This window comes from Streptomyces sp. NPDC003077 (genome assembly GCF_040611095.1).
Taxonomy (GTDB): Bacteria; Actinomycetota; Actinomycetes; order Streptomycetales; family Streptomycetaceae; genus Streptomyces.
This window is the reverse complement of sequence record NZ_JBEXNM010000004.1, coordinates 169,141-186,028: the sequence shown is the minus strand read 5'-3', so window position 1 is coordinate 186,028 and position 16,888 is coordinate 169,141. Positions and strand designations below refer to the sequence as shown.

The window sequence follows — 16,888 nt, the reverse complement described above, 5'->3', positions numbered from 1 at the left end:
TGTGTGGGGGTCTTGGTGCGCGCTGTCCGGTGCGTGAGCTTTGACGGGCGGTGTTTGCGGCGGGTGAGCGTCAGCGGGCTTGACCTTCACACCGATGTGAGGCTGCACGCTATGGCCATGACTCAGCACGCTCCGGTTTCGCCGTTCCCCCGTCTGTCCACCACCGTCGCCCGTCCCGCTCACGGCTCGACCGCCGGGGGCTCGTCCGCCGCTGGCTCGTCCGCCCCGGACGCGTCCGGGTCCGGGTCCGGGACTGGCTCCGCCCCCAGCCGCGGCATCCTGCTCGCGCACGGTGCGACCGGCAGCATCGCGGACAACTTCACCGGCCTCATCCCCGTCCTGACGGCCTCCGGCCACACCGTCGTGGCGCCGGACTACCCCGGTTCCGGCGAGACCCCGCGTGCCGAGGAGCCGCTGACGCTGGACGCGCTCGCCGACGCGATCGTCGCCGAGGCGGTCGAGGCCGGCGTCGAGACCTTCACGCTCCTGGGCTTCTCCGTCGGTACGGCCGTCTCCGTACGGGCCGCGGTCCGGCACCCCGAGCGGGTGCGCGGCCTCGTCCTGACCGCGGGGTTCGTCAGGCCCGACGCGCGGGCCCGGCTCTGGTCCGAACTGTGGCTGCGCCTCCTGGCGAACGAGGACTACGCCGGGCTCGCCCGCGCCCGCGCCATCGCCGCCTGGGGCCCCCGGTACCTGGACGCGATGTCCCCGGAGCAGCGGGAGGCCGTCCTGGACCCGCGTCCGGAACTCCTGCAACCGGGCACCGCGGAGCAGACCGCGCTCATAGCCGAGGTGGACGCCGTTGACGACCTGCCCCGCGTCTCCGTCCCGACGCTGGTCATCTCCACCTCACAGGACGGCCTGATCCACCCGGACGGCTCCCGCTACCTGGCGGACCACATCCCCGGCGCCGAGTACGCGGAGCTGGAGACGGGCCACCTGCCGATGGCGGAGCGCCCGGAGGAGTGGCACGAGCTGATCGAGACGTTCCTGGCCAAGCATGGGCTGTAGGCGCGTTTCCCGGGTGTTCGGCCGCCTTCGCCGCTCCTCACCGCCGCCTCATCGCCTCCTGGGGCACTGGACGTCGTAGAGCTTCATGGGCTTGCGGGCGTCCAGCCCCACGTAGGCGGTGAACTTCCGGTCCGGGCCGGCCTTCCAGTGGGTCGTGATCGTGGCCCAGCCCACCCCCGCGCTCTGCGCCGTGGTGACCTTGCCGACGCTGATGTCCCGCGGGGTGTTCTGCGCGCACAGCAACAGGTCGTAGTCCTTGGTCTGCGCCGCCTTCTTCCGCAGCTCGGGCGTCACTTTGTGCACACGGTCGTAAGGGCTGGGGCCGTGGTGGCCGTAGAAGCCTACGAGGAAGCCGTGCACTTGCCGGGCGGTGTAGTGCACGGGCTGGGCGGTGGAGCGCCCGGGTTGGGCGGTGGCCGGAGCCGCCGCCGTGGCGGCGCCACCGAGCGCGGTGGTGGCGGTGAGGGCCAGGCCCACGGCCAGACCGGAGCGACGGAGAGTACGCAGGTGCATGGTGCTCCTTCGGGCGTCGGTGATGGTCAGGGCCGTCGTCGGTGACGGTCAGGCTCGTCGTCGGTGACGGTCAGGCTCGTCGTCGGTGACGGTCAGGGCCACTGTCACCCGGACGGCGCCCCACCGCCACCGCAGAACACCGGCGGGTGAACGCGTTCCGGGGCGCCCGAGGAGTTCGGGGAATCCGGGGAATCCGAGGAATCCGAGGAATCCGAGGAATCCGAGGAATCCGAGGAATCCGAGGAATCCGAGGAATCCGAGAAAGCTTGAGAAGGAAGCCTCACGATCTTCGAATGTGCGGACAGGCCCGGTAATTACTCCGTACCGTCCGCCGCCCCAAGGGAACACAAAGCCGCTCGATCACGCCCGATCTTCTGACGTACGTCAGTACCGCACCGCACGGCCCGTTCCTACGGTGATCACATGATGACGCGATTCCGTCGCGGCGCCGTCGCCGCCCTGCTCGCCCTCGCCCTGCCCTTACCCCTCGCCGCAGCCGCCCCGGCCACAGCTGCCACCAGCCCCTCCGTCGCCGCCCCGACCACAGCTGCCACCGCCCCCGCCCAGGCCGCCATCACCGTTCCGGTCGCCAACACTGCTCCGGCCGTCGCCACGACCTTCCAACTCCCGCGCCCCACCGGCCCGTACGCCGTCGGCAAGGACACCCTGCACCTCGTCGACCGGCAGCGTAAGGACCCGTGGGTGCCGTCCGCCGCCGGGCGCGAACTGATGCTGTCGCTGTTCTACCCCGCGCGTTCCGACACGGGCCGCCCCGCCTCGTACATGACCACCGAGGAGGCCCGGCTGCTGCTGGAGAAGCAGGGGCTGGCGGACGTCATCCCGCCCGAGTCGTTCGGCAACACCCGCGTCCACGCGCGTACCGACGCCCGTCCGGTCGGCGGCAAGCACCCGCTGGTGGTCCTCTCGCCCGGTTTCACTGCCCACCGCGCCACCCTGACGCTCCTCTCCGAGGACCTGGCGTCGCGCGGCTACGTCGTCGCGCTGATCGACCACGCCTACGAGACGTTCGGCACCGCCTTCCCCGGTGGACGCACGCTGACCTGCGTGGCCTGCGACCGGGTCGAGCAAGAGCCGGACGAGGACAAGCAGATGGCCCTGCTGGCCGAGGTCGCCCGGGGCCGGGCCGCCGACGTGTCCTTCGCCCTCGACCGGCTGCTGTCCCCGCGCTCCCCGTGGCACCGCGCCAGCCTGATCGACGCCCGCCGCATCGGCATGGCGGGCCACTCCATCGGAGGCAACAGCGCGGCCACCGCCATGGAGAAGGACCACCGCATCCGCGCCGGCGTGAACATGGACGGCACGTTCTTCGCCCCCGTCCCGGCCTCCGGCCTCGGCGGACGCCCGTTCCTCCTGCTCGGCGTTCCGGCCTACCACGCGCCCGGCACCGAGGACGCCACCTGGCTGCGGGACTGGCAGGCGCTCGACGGCTGGAAACGCTGGCTGACCGTGGCCGGCAGCGGCCACTTCTCCTTCACCGACTTCCCGGTCCTGGGAGACCAGGCGGGTTACCCGGACCCCACGGCCCCGCTGTCCGGCCCACGCTCGGCCGCCATCACCCGTGGATACGTCGGCGCCTTCTTCGACCAGCACTTGCGGGGCATCCACCAGCCGCTGCTGGACGGGCCCAGCGAGCAGAACCCGGAGGTGAGGTTCGAGAATCCGTGAGGGGGTCGCGGGAGGGGCGGCCCACGGGAAATCCGTGGTGCCGCCCGGAAATAGCACCGCAGTAAGCCACCGCGGCTCGCGCTCTTCCTGCTCCTCTCCTACTCCTCTTCTACTCCTCAAAAACCTTGTCGAGGAACGCGTCGAGGTTCATGACGATCCGGGCGATCCGGTCCTCCAACGGAAGCGTCTCCTCATAACGCGCGGACGCGAGCTGAGACCGCTTCTTCCCCCGCACGTACAGCGAACACGCCAGATCGGCGCAGATATACGTACCCACGGTATTTCCCTGCCGCCCGGAAGGCCCCGCCTTCCGGGCAGCCAGCAAACTCACTCCGGAACCTGGGTGGCCGGTCACGCACAGGGAACACACCGTCGTCTTGGTGAAACTCCGCCGCACCCCCTGCGGCACGCGCAGCGTGACACCGACGACGCCGTCCGCACGCGGAGCGACGATATAGCTACGGTCGGGCGCGCCCGGATCACGCCACCCGAGGAAATCCAGATCCGCCCACGGCAGACCGTCCAATCCCACGGGCAGGTTGATCCTGCTCGCCTCTCCCTTCGAGCAATTGACGAAGGACGCCCGTATCTCTTTCTCACCCATTGGTTCCATAATCCGGCAAGCTAACACCGCCACGCGCGTCCGTCGCCTGAATTATGCGAAGCCCCGCCCGATCTCGCGGGCTTCCCCTCAACTCCGACCGTGCAACGCCGCGTTCTTACGGCGGTGCCGGATCACAGCCACAACAGTGGCAGCGATACCGGCGACGGCGAGCAGGCCAATGGTCCCACCGCCGAAGATGAGCAGCTTCTGCTTGCCACCCATCGGCGGGTCGGGGTTCGGCCCCTTGTCGGCTCCGGGCTTGATCACGGTCGCCGATGCCTTGCCTTTGGGCATGGGGAGCGGGCCCTCCGGCGGGCCGGGCGGAATGTCGCGGGTCAGGGCGCCATACGGCTGGATGAATCCGTAGCCGTAGTGGACATCGGGGAGCTTGAGGTTCTGCTTCTTGACGCTGACTGCCAGGCCGGCGGCCTTGACCAGGCGATTGGCGATCTGGCCGGGGGTGTAGTCGGGGAACTTCTCCTTGAGGAGGGCCGCGGCGGCGGAGACATAGGCGGTGGCGAGGGATGTGCCCTTACTCGTCACTGAGTAATCCGTGTCGCTCTTGCCATGGGCCATAGCCATGTCCACTCCAGGAGCGAGGACATCTACTGTCGAATTGAAGTTGTTACCGTCCCACGCTTTGCCGTACTCATCCACGGCTCCCACGCCGATCACACCGGGACAACCGGCCGGGTATTCCTCCATCTCCCAGCCATCATTTCCCACACCCGCCACCACCACGACGCCCTTTTCAATGGCGTAATGGATGGATTGACACATGTCCGGAGTGAGCTTGTCAGCCACGTACGACATGTTGATGACATCCGCCCCGTGGTCAACGGCATATCGGGTCGCCTCCGGCGTGGCCTTGTTGGCCACCAGTGGCAGGATCTTTGCGTCCGGTGCCAACCCCTTTATGCCCTCACTTCCGTTTGGGCCATGGCCGTGGCCGGCGATGAGGCTCGCCATGCCCGTTCCGTGGTCCCTGATGTCTTCCCCCGACCTGAGGTCTTCCCTGTCACCTGCTGCGACAAATTTCTTGCCTGGGAGGAACTGCCCCACCAAGTCCTGATGAGTGGTCCGAAACCCTTTGTCGATCACAGCAACGGTGACACCCTTGCCGGTGGCCTCCTTCCAGATGTCCTGCGCGTCAAAAGCAGTGGCCGACAGCGGCCACTGCTTGTCACGCACCTCATCGGCCACAGCCGTCCCACCGGCGCCCAGGAGCAACGCCCCGGTCAGCACAGCACCGGTCGCCGCACGCAGCGTCCGCGTGGCTCTCATGCCTCGCTCCTCGCAACTTCCGTTCCGAACGGGTTCCGACCCTGGAAGGGGTGCTTCGAGGCGCAGCACGAGCACCCCTTCCCGAGCGGTCTCCGCCAACTCGGCGTTCTCTGCTGCAGCGGACCGTGACACCCGGACGACCGGCGATGCTTCCGCCACCGACCGGTGCCCCGCCCACCGGAACGCCGCCGCCACCGATGGCGCCGCCGTGTGGTGCGCTCCCCGCGCCGCCCCCTTCGGGGCCTGCGGAACCGTCCCCTGCGGGCTTCCTCTCAACTCCAGCCGTGCGACGCCGCGTTCTTACGGCGGTGCCGGATCACAGCCACAACAGTGGCAGCGATACCGGCGACGGCGAGCAGGCCAACGGCCCCGCCACCGAAGACGAGCAGCTTCTGCCTCCCATCCATCGGCGGGTCCGGGTCCGGCCCCTTCTCGGCCCCGGGCCTGACGGCGGTCGCCGAGGCTTTGCCCTTGGGCATGGGGAGCGGGCCCTCCGGCGGGCCGGGCGGGATGTCACGGGTCAGGGCCCCATAAGGCTGAATGAACCCGTAGCCGTAATGGGCGTCGGGAAGCTTGAGGTTCTGCTTCTTGACGGAGGCCGTCAGCCCCGCGCTTTTGACCAGGCGATTGGCGATCTGGCCGGGGGTGTAGTCGGGGAACTTCTCCTTGAGGAGGGCCACGGCGGCGGAGACGTAGGCGGTGGCGAGGGATGTGCCGTCACTGGTTCCGTAGGAGGAATCCGACTTGCCGGTCGCGACGGGGATTTTCACACCCGGAGCGAGTACGTCCACGGTGGAGTTGTAGTTGCTCATTCCCCATGCCTTGCCGTACATGTCCACGGCGCCCGCGCCGATGACTCCCGGACAGGCCGCCGGGAAGCGCTCCTCATCCCAGCCGTCATTGCCAACACCCGCCACCACCACGACGCCCTTTTCGATCGCGTAATGAATGGATTGGCACATGTCGGGGGTGAGCTTGTCCGCGACGTACGACATGTTGATAACGTCCGCTCCTTGATCAACCGCATAGCGCGTCGCGGCAGGACCATCTTTGTCGACTACCAGCGGGAGGAGCTTGGCGTCAGGCGCCAGGCCTTTGATACCCGAGCTACCACCCGGTCCGTGTCCATGGCCCGCGATCAGACTGGCCACGCCTGTCCCGTGATCGCGGATGTCGCCACCCCGTTCCCGGAGCGCTGGGTTGTCATCAACGGAAGGAATGTCGAATTCCTTACCGGGCAAGAATTGTCCCGCCAGGTCTTGGTGCGAGTTACGAAACCCCGAGTCGATCACCGCAACGGTGACGCCTTTCCCGGTGGCCTCCTTCCAGATGTCCTGTGCGTCAAAGGCTTCAAGAGGCCAAAGATATTTTCGCGCCGGATCGGCAGCCGCGCTCCCGCCAGAAGCCAGGAGCAACGCTCCCGCCAGCGTGGCACCGGCGACCGCACGCAGTGTCCGCGTGACTCTCATGCCCTGCTCCTCACAACTTCGGTTCTCAGCGGACTCTGCCGGCCGAGGGGTGCTTCGCGCCGGAGCGTGAAGCACCCCTCGTGGTTCAGGCCACCGTCGGCTCAGGATCCTCTGTTACTCGATCACGCGCGGCGCCACATCACGCTGCGGAGCCCACGTCTCCTCATCCTCAACGAGGTAGTCGGGACGCTGCTTCGTCTCGCGATCCTTGTCCTGGTTTCCGCGCGCACCCGGCATTCCCGGAGAGCCCATACCGGGCTGTCCCGTCGGCACGCCTTGGGCGCCGCCACGGCTGCGGTGCAGCCCGGAACCGCCCTGGCTGCCACCCGGCGCCGATGGACTTCCGGGAGCCCCAACCACTCCACCGGGGGTACGGACCGTGGCACCCGGACGACCTGCGATGCTTCCGCCACCGACCGGCGCCCCGCCCACCGGAACGCCGCCACCGATGGTGCCTCTCCCGCCGACGGCCCTGCCACCACCGCTCACGCCACCGGGAACCCCCGGAACCATGCCTCCCGCGCCGATCGCGTCACCAGTCGCCCGGTCCCGCCTGCCGCTGCCGCCCATCGGACTCTTCGACCCACCAATGGGACCCGGCGGCACGGGCGGCAAGGAGCCACTGGGGATCTCGGCGGGCGTGACCCTGCCCCCACCGTCCTCATCGCCCCGAGGAACGGGCCTTCCGCCACCACCGACGCCGCCGACACGAGCGCCCGGCATCCCGACCCCGCCGTGGAGGCCTGTGCCACCCGATACGACAGACCCACCGTGCACGCCGGGGACCCCAGGCCGCATCGCCCCGCTCGTCGGTGACTTCACGGTCGCCCCACCAAACCCGTGCGGCGCGCTCCCCACGCCACCCCCCTTCGGGGCCTGCGGAACCGTCGCTGTCCCCTTGGGGCCACCGCCACCGGGAATCGGCATGTTCACAGGTGGCACCGCAGTGGGTTGCGCGGGCTTCGAAGGCCAATCGGGGCTGCTTCCCGGCCAGCCGGCGTCGCCCAGCGTCACATTGCCCTGGTGCGCCCGGTAATGGCTCGCCAGTTCCTCCATCACGATGACGGCCTCGACCTGGCGTTCCTTGCTCAGGGACAGCTGGTTCCTGTTGGCTTCCAGCGCCATACGGGCGTCCATCTTGGGGTTCGCCATGTCCTTGTGGAACTGGCTGTCGTCGTCATGCGCGTCGAAGATCCTCTCCAGCACGCCCGGGTCCTCGATCTTCGACATGGTCTCCTGGGCCTTGCGCAAGTTGTACGCGACACCAGCCTTGGGACCCGATTTCACGGTGCCGATGAGCATCTGCTCCGCGTTGCGCGCATGCAGATAGGTCAGGTCGAGCTTTTTGAGGATCTTGACGGCCTCACGCCGGAACGCATCGGCGGCCTTGCCCTGCCAGTGGGCCGAGGCGTGATCAACGGCTTCCATGAACGCCTTGCGGATCCCGCCCGTGCCGTCCGCTCCCCCGAGTTCGTCCGCCGACGCTCGCCAGTGATTCCCTGCGGTCTCCAGGGCTCCGGGGTTCGCGTTCGCGATCATCGCTCGTAGAGCGTCGATCCCGTGGTGGTGGAAGTTCGAGGCAGAGGGCTCAATGGGCTTGTAGTCCTTGAATTCATTGTTGAATTCCTTGAGCTTCTCTTGGTGGTGCCTCTCGTCGTTCTTCTTCCCGTACGCCTTGGTGGCGTCCCTGTCAGTGCCTGCGTCGACCATGGACCATCCCCCCTGTTCCTTGTCTCACGTGACGGAAGTCAGCTTCGCATGGCGGACTTGACTTCTTGCTCCCGGTCCTCGTACGCACCCCGACTGCGCTCGGTCTTGTCGCCGAAATCGCGGATAAGGTCATTGAGTGCGGTGACGACCTGCGACATGTAGCTCTGCATCCGGTCGTGGCTTGCACTCAGCTGATGCGCCTCCTGGAAGTCGCCCGCCCCGAAGGCACCCTGCGGGAGGGTGGTCCCGTACTTCACCTTCTGGCCCGGGCCGTCCATGTCGCGCTGCAAATCCTTGAGCTTGCGGACCACGGTCTCCAGTTCGCCCAGGTCAACCCTGTACTCGTCGGCCATGACAATCTTCCCCGTTCGCCCCGTTTGCGTGTGCTCACCCTTGTCCGGCGTCGCGGTCGGCGGACTGCCGGCAAGGGGAGGTAAATGCTGTCAAGTTTAGTTAAATGAGGGACACGGCGGCAAGATCGTAAGGCTGGGGGCCGTCCGGCTTGTCGGATTTACCGGGGGGCTTGGTGACTGGAAAGCATCTATGCGTCGATGGATGCCAGTTGGACGAGAGTGACGTCCGGCGGCGCGCCCACGCGTACCGGCGGGCCCCAGGCGCCCGCGCCCCGGGTGACGTACAACTGGGTGTCTCCGTAGCGTTCCAGTCCGGCGACGGTGGGATTGGTGGCCTCGGCGATGTAGGTGACGGGCCACATCTGGCCACCGTGGGTGTGACCGGAGAGCTGGAGATCCACGCCGTGCCGAACCGCCTCGTGAATCATGACGGGTTGGTGGGCGAGTAGGACCGAAGCGCGGGACGGGTCGCGGTCGCCGAGGGCGAGTCCGTAATCGGGGCCCGCGTGGTGGGTCGTGCCGGAGATGTCGTTGACCCCGGCGAGGTCGAATGCAGGCAGTTCGGTGCGGGCATTCTCCAAGGGATGAACACCCAATTCCCGCACGTGGTTCACCCATTCAGCGGCACCGGAATAATATTCATGGTTCCCCGTCACGAAATAGCTGCCGAAACGGGATCGCAGGCGGCGCAAGGGTTCGGCGGCCGGTCCGAGGTCGGCCACGCTCCCGTCGACCAGGTCGCCGACGATGGCGACCAGGTCGGGGCTGGTGCGGTTGATCGTGGCGACGATCCGTTCGGTGTGGTCGCGGCCGAGGATCGGGCCGAGGTGGATGTCGCTGACCACCGCGATCCGGAAGCCGTGCGCGCGGCGCGGCAGCTTGGCGAGGGGGACGGTCACCCGCTTGAGGCTCGGGCCGCGCAGCACGCTGTACGTGCCGTACCCGACGGTGGCGGTGGCCACCGCGGCGGCGCCCGCCGCCACCGACCGCGCGACGAACAGGCGGCGGGAGGGGTGGAGGGGGGCGGGTTCCGTGGTGTCCGGAGCGGGGGCGGCCGGGGCCGGGGGTTCGGTCGGCACGGGTTCTGCCGCGTCGTGCGACTCGCGGGCCGCTGGGGAGGACTGCCCGGTTGCGGGAGACGGCTCTCCTGCCACCACCGACGACTGCCCAGTTACGGGAGACGGCTCTCCTGCCACCACCGACGACTGCCCAGTTACGGGAGACGGCTCACCTGCCGCCGCGGACGCCGATGCGTCGTCGAGGTCCGTGGGCGCGGCAGGCACCAACGCCTCGTCCTCATCCTCGTCCGCCTCCGTCCTCGGCCCCGTCCGCGCCTCACCGGACCGACGGCGAAGGATCCGCAGCCAGACGCCCCGCACCGCCTCCCCCACCGCCAACGCCAACGTGAGGTACAGCACCAGCGCGAGCCACAGATACCCCGGCCAGGCCAGCGCGCGCTCCACCGCGAACGGGGCGCCGACGCGGCCGGACATCAGGGCGCCGAGGGCGACGATCGGCAGCACGACGGCCGCGGCCGTGCCCGCGCGGCGTGGGCCGCTCCCCGGTGCCGTCGTGTCGCGGACCAGGCGCACCCACAGGTAACGGTGGATGGCGACCAGCAGTAAGACGGCGACGAGCACGATGACCGCGAAGAGCAAGGTTCCCCCTCTTGTTTCCCCGCCCGTTCCGCACCCGGAAGGGCTGAACCGTTCCCCACCTGGAAAGACCGGCCCGCCCCACGCCGGGAAGGACCGGACCGTCCCCCGCCGGAAGAGCCGGACCGTTCCCCGTCAGGAAGAGCTGGACCGTCCCTCGCCGGAAGAGCTGGGCCGTCCCCCATCAGGAAGGACCGGACCGTCCCCCGCCGGAAGAGCCGGACCGTCCCCCGTCAGGAAGAGCCGGACGTCGTGGCCTCTGCGGCAGTCGTACGGCGCAGCGCCCGCACTCCACGGAACCCGATCACACCAATGGCCGTCCCCAAGAGAAAGGACGTCACCGCGAGCAGCAGATGAACCCAGAAGTAGGCGGTCGGGTCACCCGCGTCGTCGAAGGCGAGGCCGCTCCCGTCCTTCATCAAATTCTTGGCGAAAGTGATCCAAATGAACCAGCTCCAGACCCCGAAGGCGAGCAGGAACCAGGAAACGGGGCGTGAGAGCTTCATGGAATCCAGTATGAGCAGCGGCTCCATCCGGCCGTCGGCTGGGGCACTCTTCCGTGGGGCGCTGTCCGGGGACGCTTCGGTGCCGGGTACGTTCACCGACGTGCCGACGACATTTCCCGCTTTTCCTACGGACGTGAACGCGCCCTCGTCCGTCTCCGCGCCACCGGCGAAGGCCGGCCGCGCGACCACCCTGCGTACCGCCGTGGCGGTCGTGGCGAGCGCCGTTCTGCTCCCGACCGTCCTCCTGGCCGCCCCCGCCTACGCGGACGGCAAGGACCCCAAGAAGGAGACCGGGCAGGCAGCCGGAAAGGAGGCGGCGAAGGAGTCCAAGGCACCGCAGCCGCCCGCCGACATGTCGAAGGTGGGTGGTGATCAGCTCGGGCTGCCCGGGACGCAGGTGCGGCTCAAGCCCGGCGCGCCCAAACTGCCGGACGGGCTGTCGGGCCTGTCCTGGCTGGTGTCGGACGCGGAGTCCGGCAAGGTGCTGGCCTCGCACAACGCGCACTGGAAGCTCCCGCCGGCGAGCACGCTGAAGATGTTGTTCGCCGACACGGTCATGCCGAAGTTCCCCAAGGACCAGAAGCACACGGTCAAGCCGTCCGACCTGGCGGGGATGGGCGAGGGCAGCAGCCTCGTCGGCATCAAGGAGAACATGTCCTACTCGGTCCACGACCTGTGGCTGGGGGTCTTCCTGCGGTCGGGGAACGACGCGGTACACACGCTCTCCGCGATGAACGGCGGCACGGACAAGACCGTCAAGGAGATGCAGCGGCACGCCCAGGAGCTGAACGCGCTGGACACGCACGTCGTCACGCCGGACGGTTACGACGCGCCGGGGCAGGTCTCCAGCGCGTACGACCTGACGCTGTTCGCCCGCGCGGGGCTGCGGGACGCGGACTTCCGCGAGTACGCCTCGACGGCGACCGCGCAGTTCCCCGGCAAGATGAACAAGGGCAAGCGCGAGACGTTCGGCATCCAGAACACCAACCGGCTGCTCACCGGCGACCACGACCTCAAGCCGTACCCGGGCATCGCCGGCGTGAAGAACGGCTACACCACCAACGCCGGCTCGACGTTCACCGGTGTCGCCCAGCGCGGAGAGCGCAAGCTGCTCGTCACGGTCATGAATCCGCAGATCCAGCAGCACAACGAGGTGTACCGGGAGACGGCCAAGCTGTTCGACTGGGGGTTCGCGGCGGCGGACAAGGTGGAGCCGGTCGGCCGCCTCGTCGGCCCGCGGAGCGAGGAGGGCAACGCCGCGGACGGCGGGAACCGGCAGCGGACCCAGGCATCCATAGGCACCCCCTCCCCCGGGGACTCGGGTGGCGCGCTCACCGCGCTGGGGATAGGGGCCGGGGCGCTGGTCGTCCTCGGCGGTGTGGGGTTCGCGGTGCATCGCCGCTGGCCCCGCTCCCGGAGCTGACGCGGGCCCTTTGACGCAGAAGAGGGGCGGGACCTGTGGCCACCGGCCGCCGGGTCCCGCCCCTTTCGTCGGCGTACGCGCCCCGACAACTACCGCTTCAGACCCCGGCCTGCCCTTCGCGGCAGGAACAGCAGGAAGCGAGGCGGCCATGTTTCACGTGGAACCATGCGCGCGAAGGCCCGGCCGCGCTCGGCCAGGCGCAGGACGCGCCCGGCGAGGAGCGAGCCGCGCTCGGTGACGCCCGGCCCCTCCCCTTTGGCGCCCGTCGCCGCGCCCGCTCCGACGCTCTCGGGGCCCAGGCACTCCGTACGGGCGCCCGGTCCCTTCGCGTCACACGTGGCCGTCCACGCCGAGCAGAGGACCAGCAGCTTCGCCGTGAAGTTGATCCAGAGCAGCAGGGCGATCGGCGTGCCGAAGGCGCCGTACATGCTCTTCGCCGCCACGCCCTGGAGATAGCCGCTGAGCAGCAGCTTCAGCAGCTCGAACCCGATCGCGCCGATGAAGCCGGCGAGGACCACCGACCGGCGCGGCGGATGGACCCCGGGCAGCCGCGTCAGGATGTAGAGCAGCAGGAGGAAGTCCGCGAGGACGGCGATGCAGAACCCCGCCGCGGACAGCAGCACGCTCCCCGCCCCGCCCTCCTCCAGGCCGAGCGCCTTGGCCACCCGGCCCACGGCGGCCGAAGCGAAGGCCGAGCAGGCGAAGGAGAGCACGGCGACGCCGCCCAGGCCGAGCAGCAGCGCCCCGTCCCGGAGCTTGCCGACCACGATGTTGCTGTCGTCGTCGTCCTTCCCCCACACCGCGCGCAGGCAGTCCCGCAGCGCCTCGATCCAGCCCAGCCCCGTGAACAGCAGCGCGACGGCGGCGATCACCCCGATGGTGCCGGCGTTGTCGACCAGCCCGCCGATGTCGAGCTGCGCGGAGATCCCCGGGACCTGTTCGGCGAGCTTGTCCTCCAGGTCGTGCAGCCGTTCCGGGGTGAGGAGGGCGGCACCGATCGCGGCGGCCACCGTCAGGAGGGGGAAGAGCGCGACGAAGCTGGTGAAGGTGATGGCGGCGGCCAGCCGGGTCCAGTGCACGCGTTGCATGCGCTCGTAGGCCCGCCACAGGTGGGTGGTCATCAGCCAGGTGACGACCGGGCCGACGAACGGCAGCTTGCTCAACCATTCCATGGCCTTGCGCCTACCCGGCCGCCACCTTCGTCACCGTGCGCCGATGTCCGCTGCCCCCGAGTGGCGGAACCCTGCCGCCCGCGTCTCGCCTACTCGTGGCCCGGGGAGCGCGTAGTCGTCGCCCGGGGACCGCGTCACTCGTCACCCGGGGAGCGCGTGCGCGTCGCCCGGGGAACGCGTTACTCGTCGCCCGGGGCCACGTGCCCGCCGACAGCCGGAGGCTGTGCACCCGTCCCCCGGGGCGTCCCCGGATCTCAGCCGCGGAGCAGGCCCAGGCCGATGCCGGTGCCCATGCCGCTGCCGTAAGCGAGCTGGATGAGGAGTTCGGCGACGGGCTCGGTGTAGCGGGCGTTGGAGAGCGGACCGGCGTCGACGGCGTCGAAGCCGAGCCGCGAAGCCAGTTCGATCACGGTTTCCTTGGCGTCCTGATCGTCCCCGACGACGGGCAGGAAGAGCGCCGCCCCCTTCAGGGTGCCGGTGTTCTGGTTGGCGGCGAGCACCATGTTGAACGCCTTCACGAGCCGGGCGCCCGGCAGCGCCTCCGCGTTCCGTTCCGCGCCGGAGGTGGTGTGGCCCACGGTCAGCGACAGGAAGTCGGCGGCCAGCGGGTTGGTCGCGTCGATGACGACCTTGCCCGCCAGAGCCGCCTTGATCTGCGCGTCGAGCCCGGCGACCGCGTCGTAGGGCACCGCGAGGACGACGACGTCGGCGGCGCCGGCATCCCGGGCGACCTGGGCCCGTTCGGTGGAGGAGTTCGCGGTGGTGACGCCGTGGCCGAGTTCGGCGCAGCGGCGGGCGAGGACGGAACCGACATTGCCTGTGCCGATGATGCTGATCTGCATGGCCTGTCCCTTCGGAAGACCCGGCGGCAGGGCTGGTGGCGGTGCGGCCGGGGACTCGGTGGGGCGGTGCCACGGCACTCCGCACGAAACGCCCCCAGCACACCACGCCTCGCGCCTGCTGCCTGCTGCCTGCTGCCTGCTGCCTGCTGCCTGCTGCCTGCTGCCTGCTGCGGACGATGTCTGTCAGGCGTTACGCGTTTCGTGCCGGATGTGACGGGCTTCGTGCGGAACGCTGTGGGCGCTTCCTCTATGCATACGGAACGCCGTGCCGTCAGTGCTCAGTGGTGCTCAGTGCCCAGTGGTGCTCAGTGCCGAACGCCATCGGTGCGTGGTGCAGAACGGCCGCGGCCGACGCGCGGATCACCCGGTACTCGATACTCGTACGCCGTCCGGCATCGATCACCGGAGCACCGCCGCACCACCGGCCGTGGGACGACCAGCATGCGGCTCGGTGCCACGAGATCGGTAGGGCCCGCACCACGGCGGGCCCCACACCCGGCCGGCCGCCCTCAGAACGACGGGGCCGACGGCCGGGAGAGATCGGCCTGCTGCGGGACGTCCGTCCCGGGCGCGCCGAACGGGTACTCGCGGTCCAGTCGCCACACCTCGTCCGCGCCCTGCTCGTACAGCGCGAACCCGTCGATCGTCCAGGACGCCTCGAAGTCCTTGAGCTCCGCGAACGCCCGGTCCATCGCCTCCTCGTCGATGCCGTGCGCGACGGTGACGTGCGGGTGGTACGGGAACTGCAGCTCACGGGCGCAGGGCCCGGAGGCGGCGCGGACCCGCTCCTGGAGCGCGGCGCACTCCTCCTCGCCCTCGACGACCTTGACGAAGACCACGGGGGACAGCGGCCGGAAGGTGTCCGTCCCCTCCAACCGCAGCCGGAAGGGGCTGAAGGACGCCGCGACCTCGGCGAGGTGCTCCTCGATGCCCGGGAGCTCGGCCCGGAGGACCTCCGTCGGTGGCAGGAGGGTGATGTGGGTGGGAATGCCGTGGGCGGCGGTGTCTCCGAAGGCCGCGCGCTGCTCCTGCAGGAAGCTGCCGTACGGCTCCGGGACCGCGAGCGAAACGCCCAGCGTTACGGTCCCAACGGTCCCCACTGCGTTCTCCCTCCGTGTTCCTGCTGGACGGGGCTGTTCCCCGGGGGCGCGCGCCCTCCCGCACCAATGTGCCCGCGGGCGCGTGCCGCTCGCCGGGTCCCTCGCGGTCCCGGCGCGGCGCGGCGCGGGACCCCGGGCGGGGCCCCGCGCCGCGGTCGTCAGTGCTTCGCCGGAAGGAACCCGATCCGGTCGTACGCCGCCGCCAGCGTCTCCGCCGCGACCGCGCGGGCCTTCTCGGCGCCCTTGGCCAGGATGGAGTCCAGCGTCTCCGGGTCGTCCAGGTACTCCTGCGTGCGGTCGTGGAACGGCGTCACGAACTCCACCATGACCTCGGCCAGGTCGCCCTTCAGCGCGCCGTAGCCCTTGCCCTCGTACTTCTGCTCCAGCTCGGGGATGGAGGTCCCGGTCAGCGTGGAGTAGATGGTCAGGAGGTTGGAGACGCCCGGCTTGGCCTCGGCGTCGAAGCGGATCACGGTGTCGGTGTCCGTGACGGCGCTCTTGATCTTCTTGGCCGAGGTCTTCGGGTCGTCGAGGAGGTTGATGATGCCCTTCGGCGAGGAGGCCGACTTGCTCATCTTGATCGACGGGTCCTGGAGGTCGTAGACCTTGCCCGTCTCCTTGAGGATGTACGGCGCCGGGACGGTGAAGGTCTGGCCGTACCGCCCGTTGAACCGCTCGGCCAGGTCGCGGGTCAGCTCGATGTGCTGGCGCTGGTCCTCGCCCACCGGCACCTGGTTGGCCTGGTACAGGAGGATGTCGGCGACCTGGAGGATCGGGTACGTGAACAGGCCGACGCTGGTGCGGTCGGCGCCCTGCTTGGCGGACTTGTCCTTGAACTGCGTCATCCGGCCGGCCTCGCCGAAGCCGGTCAGGCAGTTCATGATCCACGCGAGCTGGGCGTGCTCGGGCACATGGCTCTGGACGAAGAGGGTGCAGCGCTCCGGGTCGAGCCCGGCGGCGAGGAGCTGCGCCACCGCGACGCGGGTGTTGAGCCGCAGCTCGGCCGGGTCCTTCGGGATGGTGATCGCGTGGAGGTCGACGACCATGTAGAAGGCGTCGTGGGACTCCTGGAGCGCCACCCACTGGCGCACCGCGCCGAGGTAATTGCCGAGGTGGAAGGAGCCGGCGGTGGGCTGGATGCCGGAGAGCACACGCGGACGATCGAGAGCCATGGCACTCATTGTCTCAGGTCCGCGCACGGCGTCCGGCCCGGGACCGGAATCCGTCGGGCAATCGAACGGGTCGAGCCACGGGGGAGGGGAGGAAATCGGGGCGCGGGTGTCGTGACGAGGTGACTGCGGTGCGTCACGGTCACGGTCGCGGTCGCGGTCCGTTCGCAAAGGGACGAGCCCACGGGGACGAGCCATGCGGACGAGCCACGCGGACGAGCCATGGGGACGAGCCATGCGGCCGGGAGCAGGCCGGGCCAGGGATCGGCCCGTGCGGTCGGCGCCCCGCCCCTCCCCCACCGCGAGCGGAACCCAGGCGACGATCCTCCTCCTCGCCCGGAACGCGACAGCCGGGCGAACACGAGTCGTACCGCCACCGAACCGGACGCGT

General features: G+C 69.5%; 15 protein-coding genes. 3 read left to right on the top strand and 12 right to left on the bottom strand.

The genetic code is table 11. The annotated features are described in order from the left end of the window. Positions 1-117: 117 nt before the first annotated feature. Positions 118-1,011 (top strand): alpha/beta hydrolase, encoded by an 894-nt coding sequence (locus ABZX96_RS04770; protein WP_355537815.1) that lies wholly within the window; start codon positions 118-120, stop codon positions 1,009-1,011. Positions 1,012-1,059: 48 nt separating this feature from the next. Here ABZX96_RS04770 and ABZX96_RS04765 read toward each other — a convergent pair whose 3' ends face one another. After that, on the bottom strand, positions 1,060-1,524 hold the full coding sequence (locus tag ABZX96_RS04765; RefSeq protein WP_355537812.1) for a hypothetical protein: 465 nt from the start codon (positions 1,522-1,524) through the stop codon (positions 1,060-1,062). A 423-nt stretch (positions 1,525-1,947) separates the two neighbouring features. Here ABZX96_RS04765 and ABZX96_RS04760 point away from each other — a divergent pair, with 423 nt between their 5' ends. Next, positions 1,948-3,210 (top strand): alpha/beta hydrolase, encoded by a 1,263-nt coding sequence (locus tag ABZX96_RS04760; protein WP_355537808.1) that lies wholly within the window; start codon positions 1,948-1,950, stop codon positions 3,208-3,210. 109 nt (positions 3,211-3,319) lie between these two features. On the opposite strand, the gene ABZX96_RS04755 is transcribed toward ABZX96_RS04760, so the two are convergent. From ABZX96_RS04755 to ABZX96_RS04725, 7 genes are all read right to left on the bottom strand, one after another. After that, positions 3,320-3,823 carry an FBP domain-containing protein gene (locus tag ABZX96_RS04755; RefSeq protein ID WP_355537805.1) on the bottom strand — a complete coding sequence of 168 codons (504 nt, stop codon included), beginning with the start codon at positions 3,821-3,823 and terminating at the stop codon, positions 3,320-3,322. A gap of 78 nt (positions 3,824-3,901) precedes the next feature. After that, a complete protein-coding gene (locus ABZX96_RS04750) occupies positions 3,902-5,098 on the bottom strand; it encodes a S8 family serine peptidase (RefSeq protein WP_355537802.1) in 1,197 nt (398 codons plus the stop codon). A gap of 272 nt (positions 5,099-5,370) precedes the next feature. Beyond that, a complete protein-coding gene (locus ABZX96_RS04745; RefSeq protein WP_355537799.1) occupies positions 5,371-6,567 on the bottom strand; it encodes a S8 family serine peptidase in 1,197 nt (398 codons plus the stop codon). A gap of 114 nt (positions 6,568-6,681) precedes the next feature. Continuing rightward, positions 6,682-8,277 carry a hypothetical protein gene (locus ABZX96_RS04740; RefSeq protein WP_355537796.1) on the bottom strand — a complete coding sequence of 532 codons (1,596 nt, stop codon included), beginning with the start codon at positions 8,275-8,277 and terminating at the stop codon, positions 6,682-6,684. A 38-nt stretch (positions 8,278-8,315) separates the two neighbouring features. Further along, positions 8,316-8,630, bottom strand: coding sequence for a hypothetical protein (locus ABZX96_RS04735; protein WP_355537793.1), 315 nt, complete (start codon positions 8,628-8,630; stop codon positions 8,316-8,318). Positions 8,631-8,818: 188 nt separating this feature from the next. Next, positions 8,819-10,288 carry a metallophosphoesterase gene (locus ABZX96_RS04730; RefSeq protein ID WP_355537790.1) on the bottom strand — a complete coding sequence of 490 codons (1,470 nt, stop codon included), beginning with the start codon at positions 10,286-10,288 and terminating at the stop codon, positions 8,819-8,821. Between the two features lie 230 nt (positions 10,289-10,518). Beyond that, positions 10,519-10,791, bottom strand: a complete 273-nt coding sequence (locus ABZX96_RS04725) for a hypothetical protein (RefSeq protein ID WP_355537787.1) — start codon at positions 10,789-10,791, stop codon at positions 10,519-10,521. Here ABZX96_RS04725 and ABZX96_RS04720 point away from each other — a divergent pair. Then, positions 10,790-12,214, top strand: a complete 1,425-nt coding sequence (locus ABZX96_RS04720; protein ID WP_355537784.1) for a D-alanyl-D-alanine carboxypeptidase — start codon at positions 10,790-10,792, stop codon at positions 12,212-12,214. The genes ABZX96_RS04725 and ABZX96_RS04720 overlap by 2 nt on opposite strands. Before the next feature lie 89 nt (positions 12,215-12,303). Here ABZX96_RS04720 and ABZX96_RS04715 read toward each other — a convergent pair whose 3' ends face one another. The 4 genes from ABZX96_RS04715 to trpS all read right to left on the bottom strand — a co-directional run bounded on the left by ABZX96_RS04715 (position 12,304) and on the right by trpS (position 16,500). After that, on the bottom strand, positions 12,304-13,386 hold the full coding sequence (locus tag ABZX96_RS04715) for a YihY/virulence factor BrkB family protein (protein WP_355537781.1): 1,083 nt from the start codon (positions 13,384-13,386) through the stop codon (positions 12,304-12,306). 254 nt (positions 13,387-13,640) lie between these two features. Then, complete coding sequence (locus tag ABZX96_RS04710; RefSeq protein WP_355537778.1) at positions 13,641-14,228, bottom strand: NADPH-dependent F420 reductase; 588 nt, start codon at positions 14,226-14,228, stop codon at positions 13,641-13,643. Positions 14,229-14,737: 509 nt separating this feature from the next. Further along, a complete protein-coding gene (locus ABZX96_RS04705; RefSeq protein WP_355537775.1) occupies positions 14,738-15,328 on the bottom strand; it encodes a 2'-5' RNA ligase family protein in 591 nt (196 codons plus the stop codon). Between the two features lie 158 nt (positions 15,329-15,486). Further along, on the bottom strand, positions 15,487-16,500 hold the full coding sequence (gene trpS, locus ABZX96_RS04700; RefSeq protein ID WP_355537772.1) for a tryptophan--tRNA ligase: 1,014 nt from the start codon (positions 16,498-16,500) through the stop codon (positions 15,487-15,489). Between the last annotated feature and the right edge of the window lie 388 nt (positions 16,501-16,888).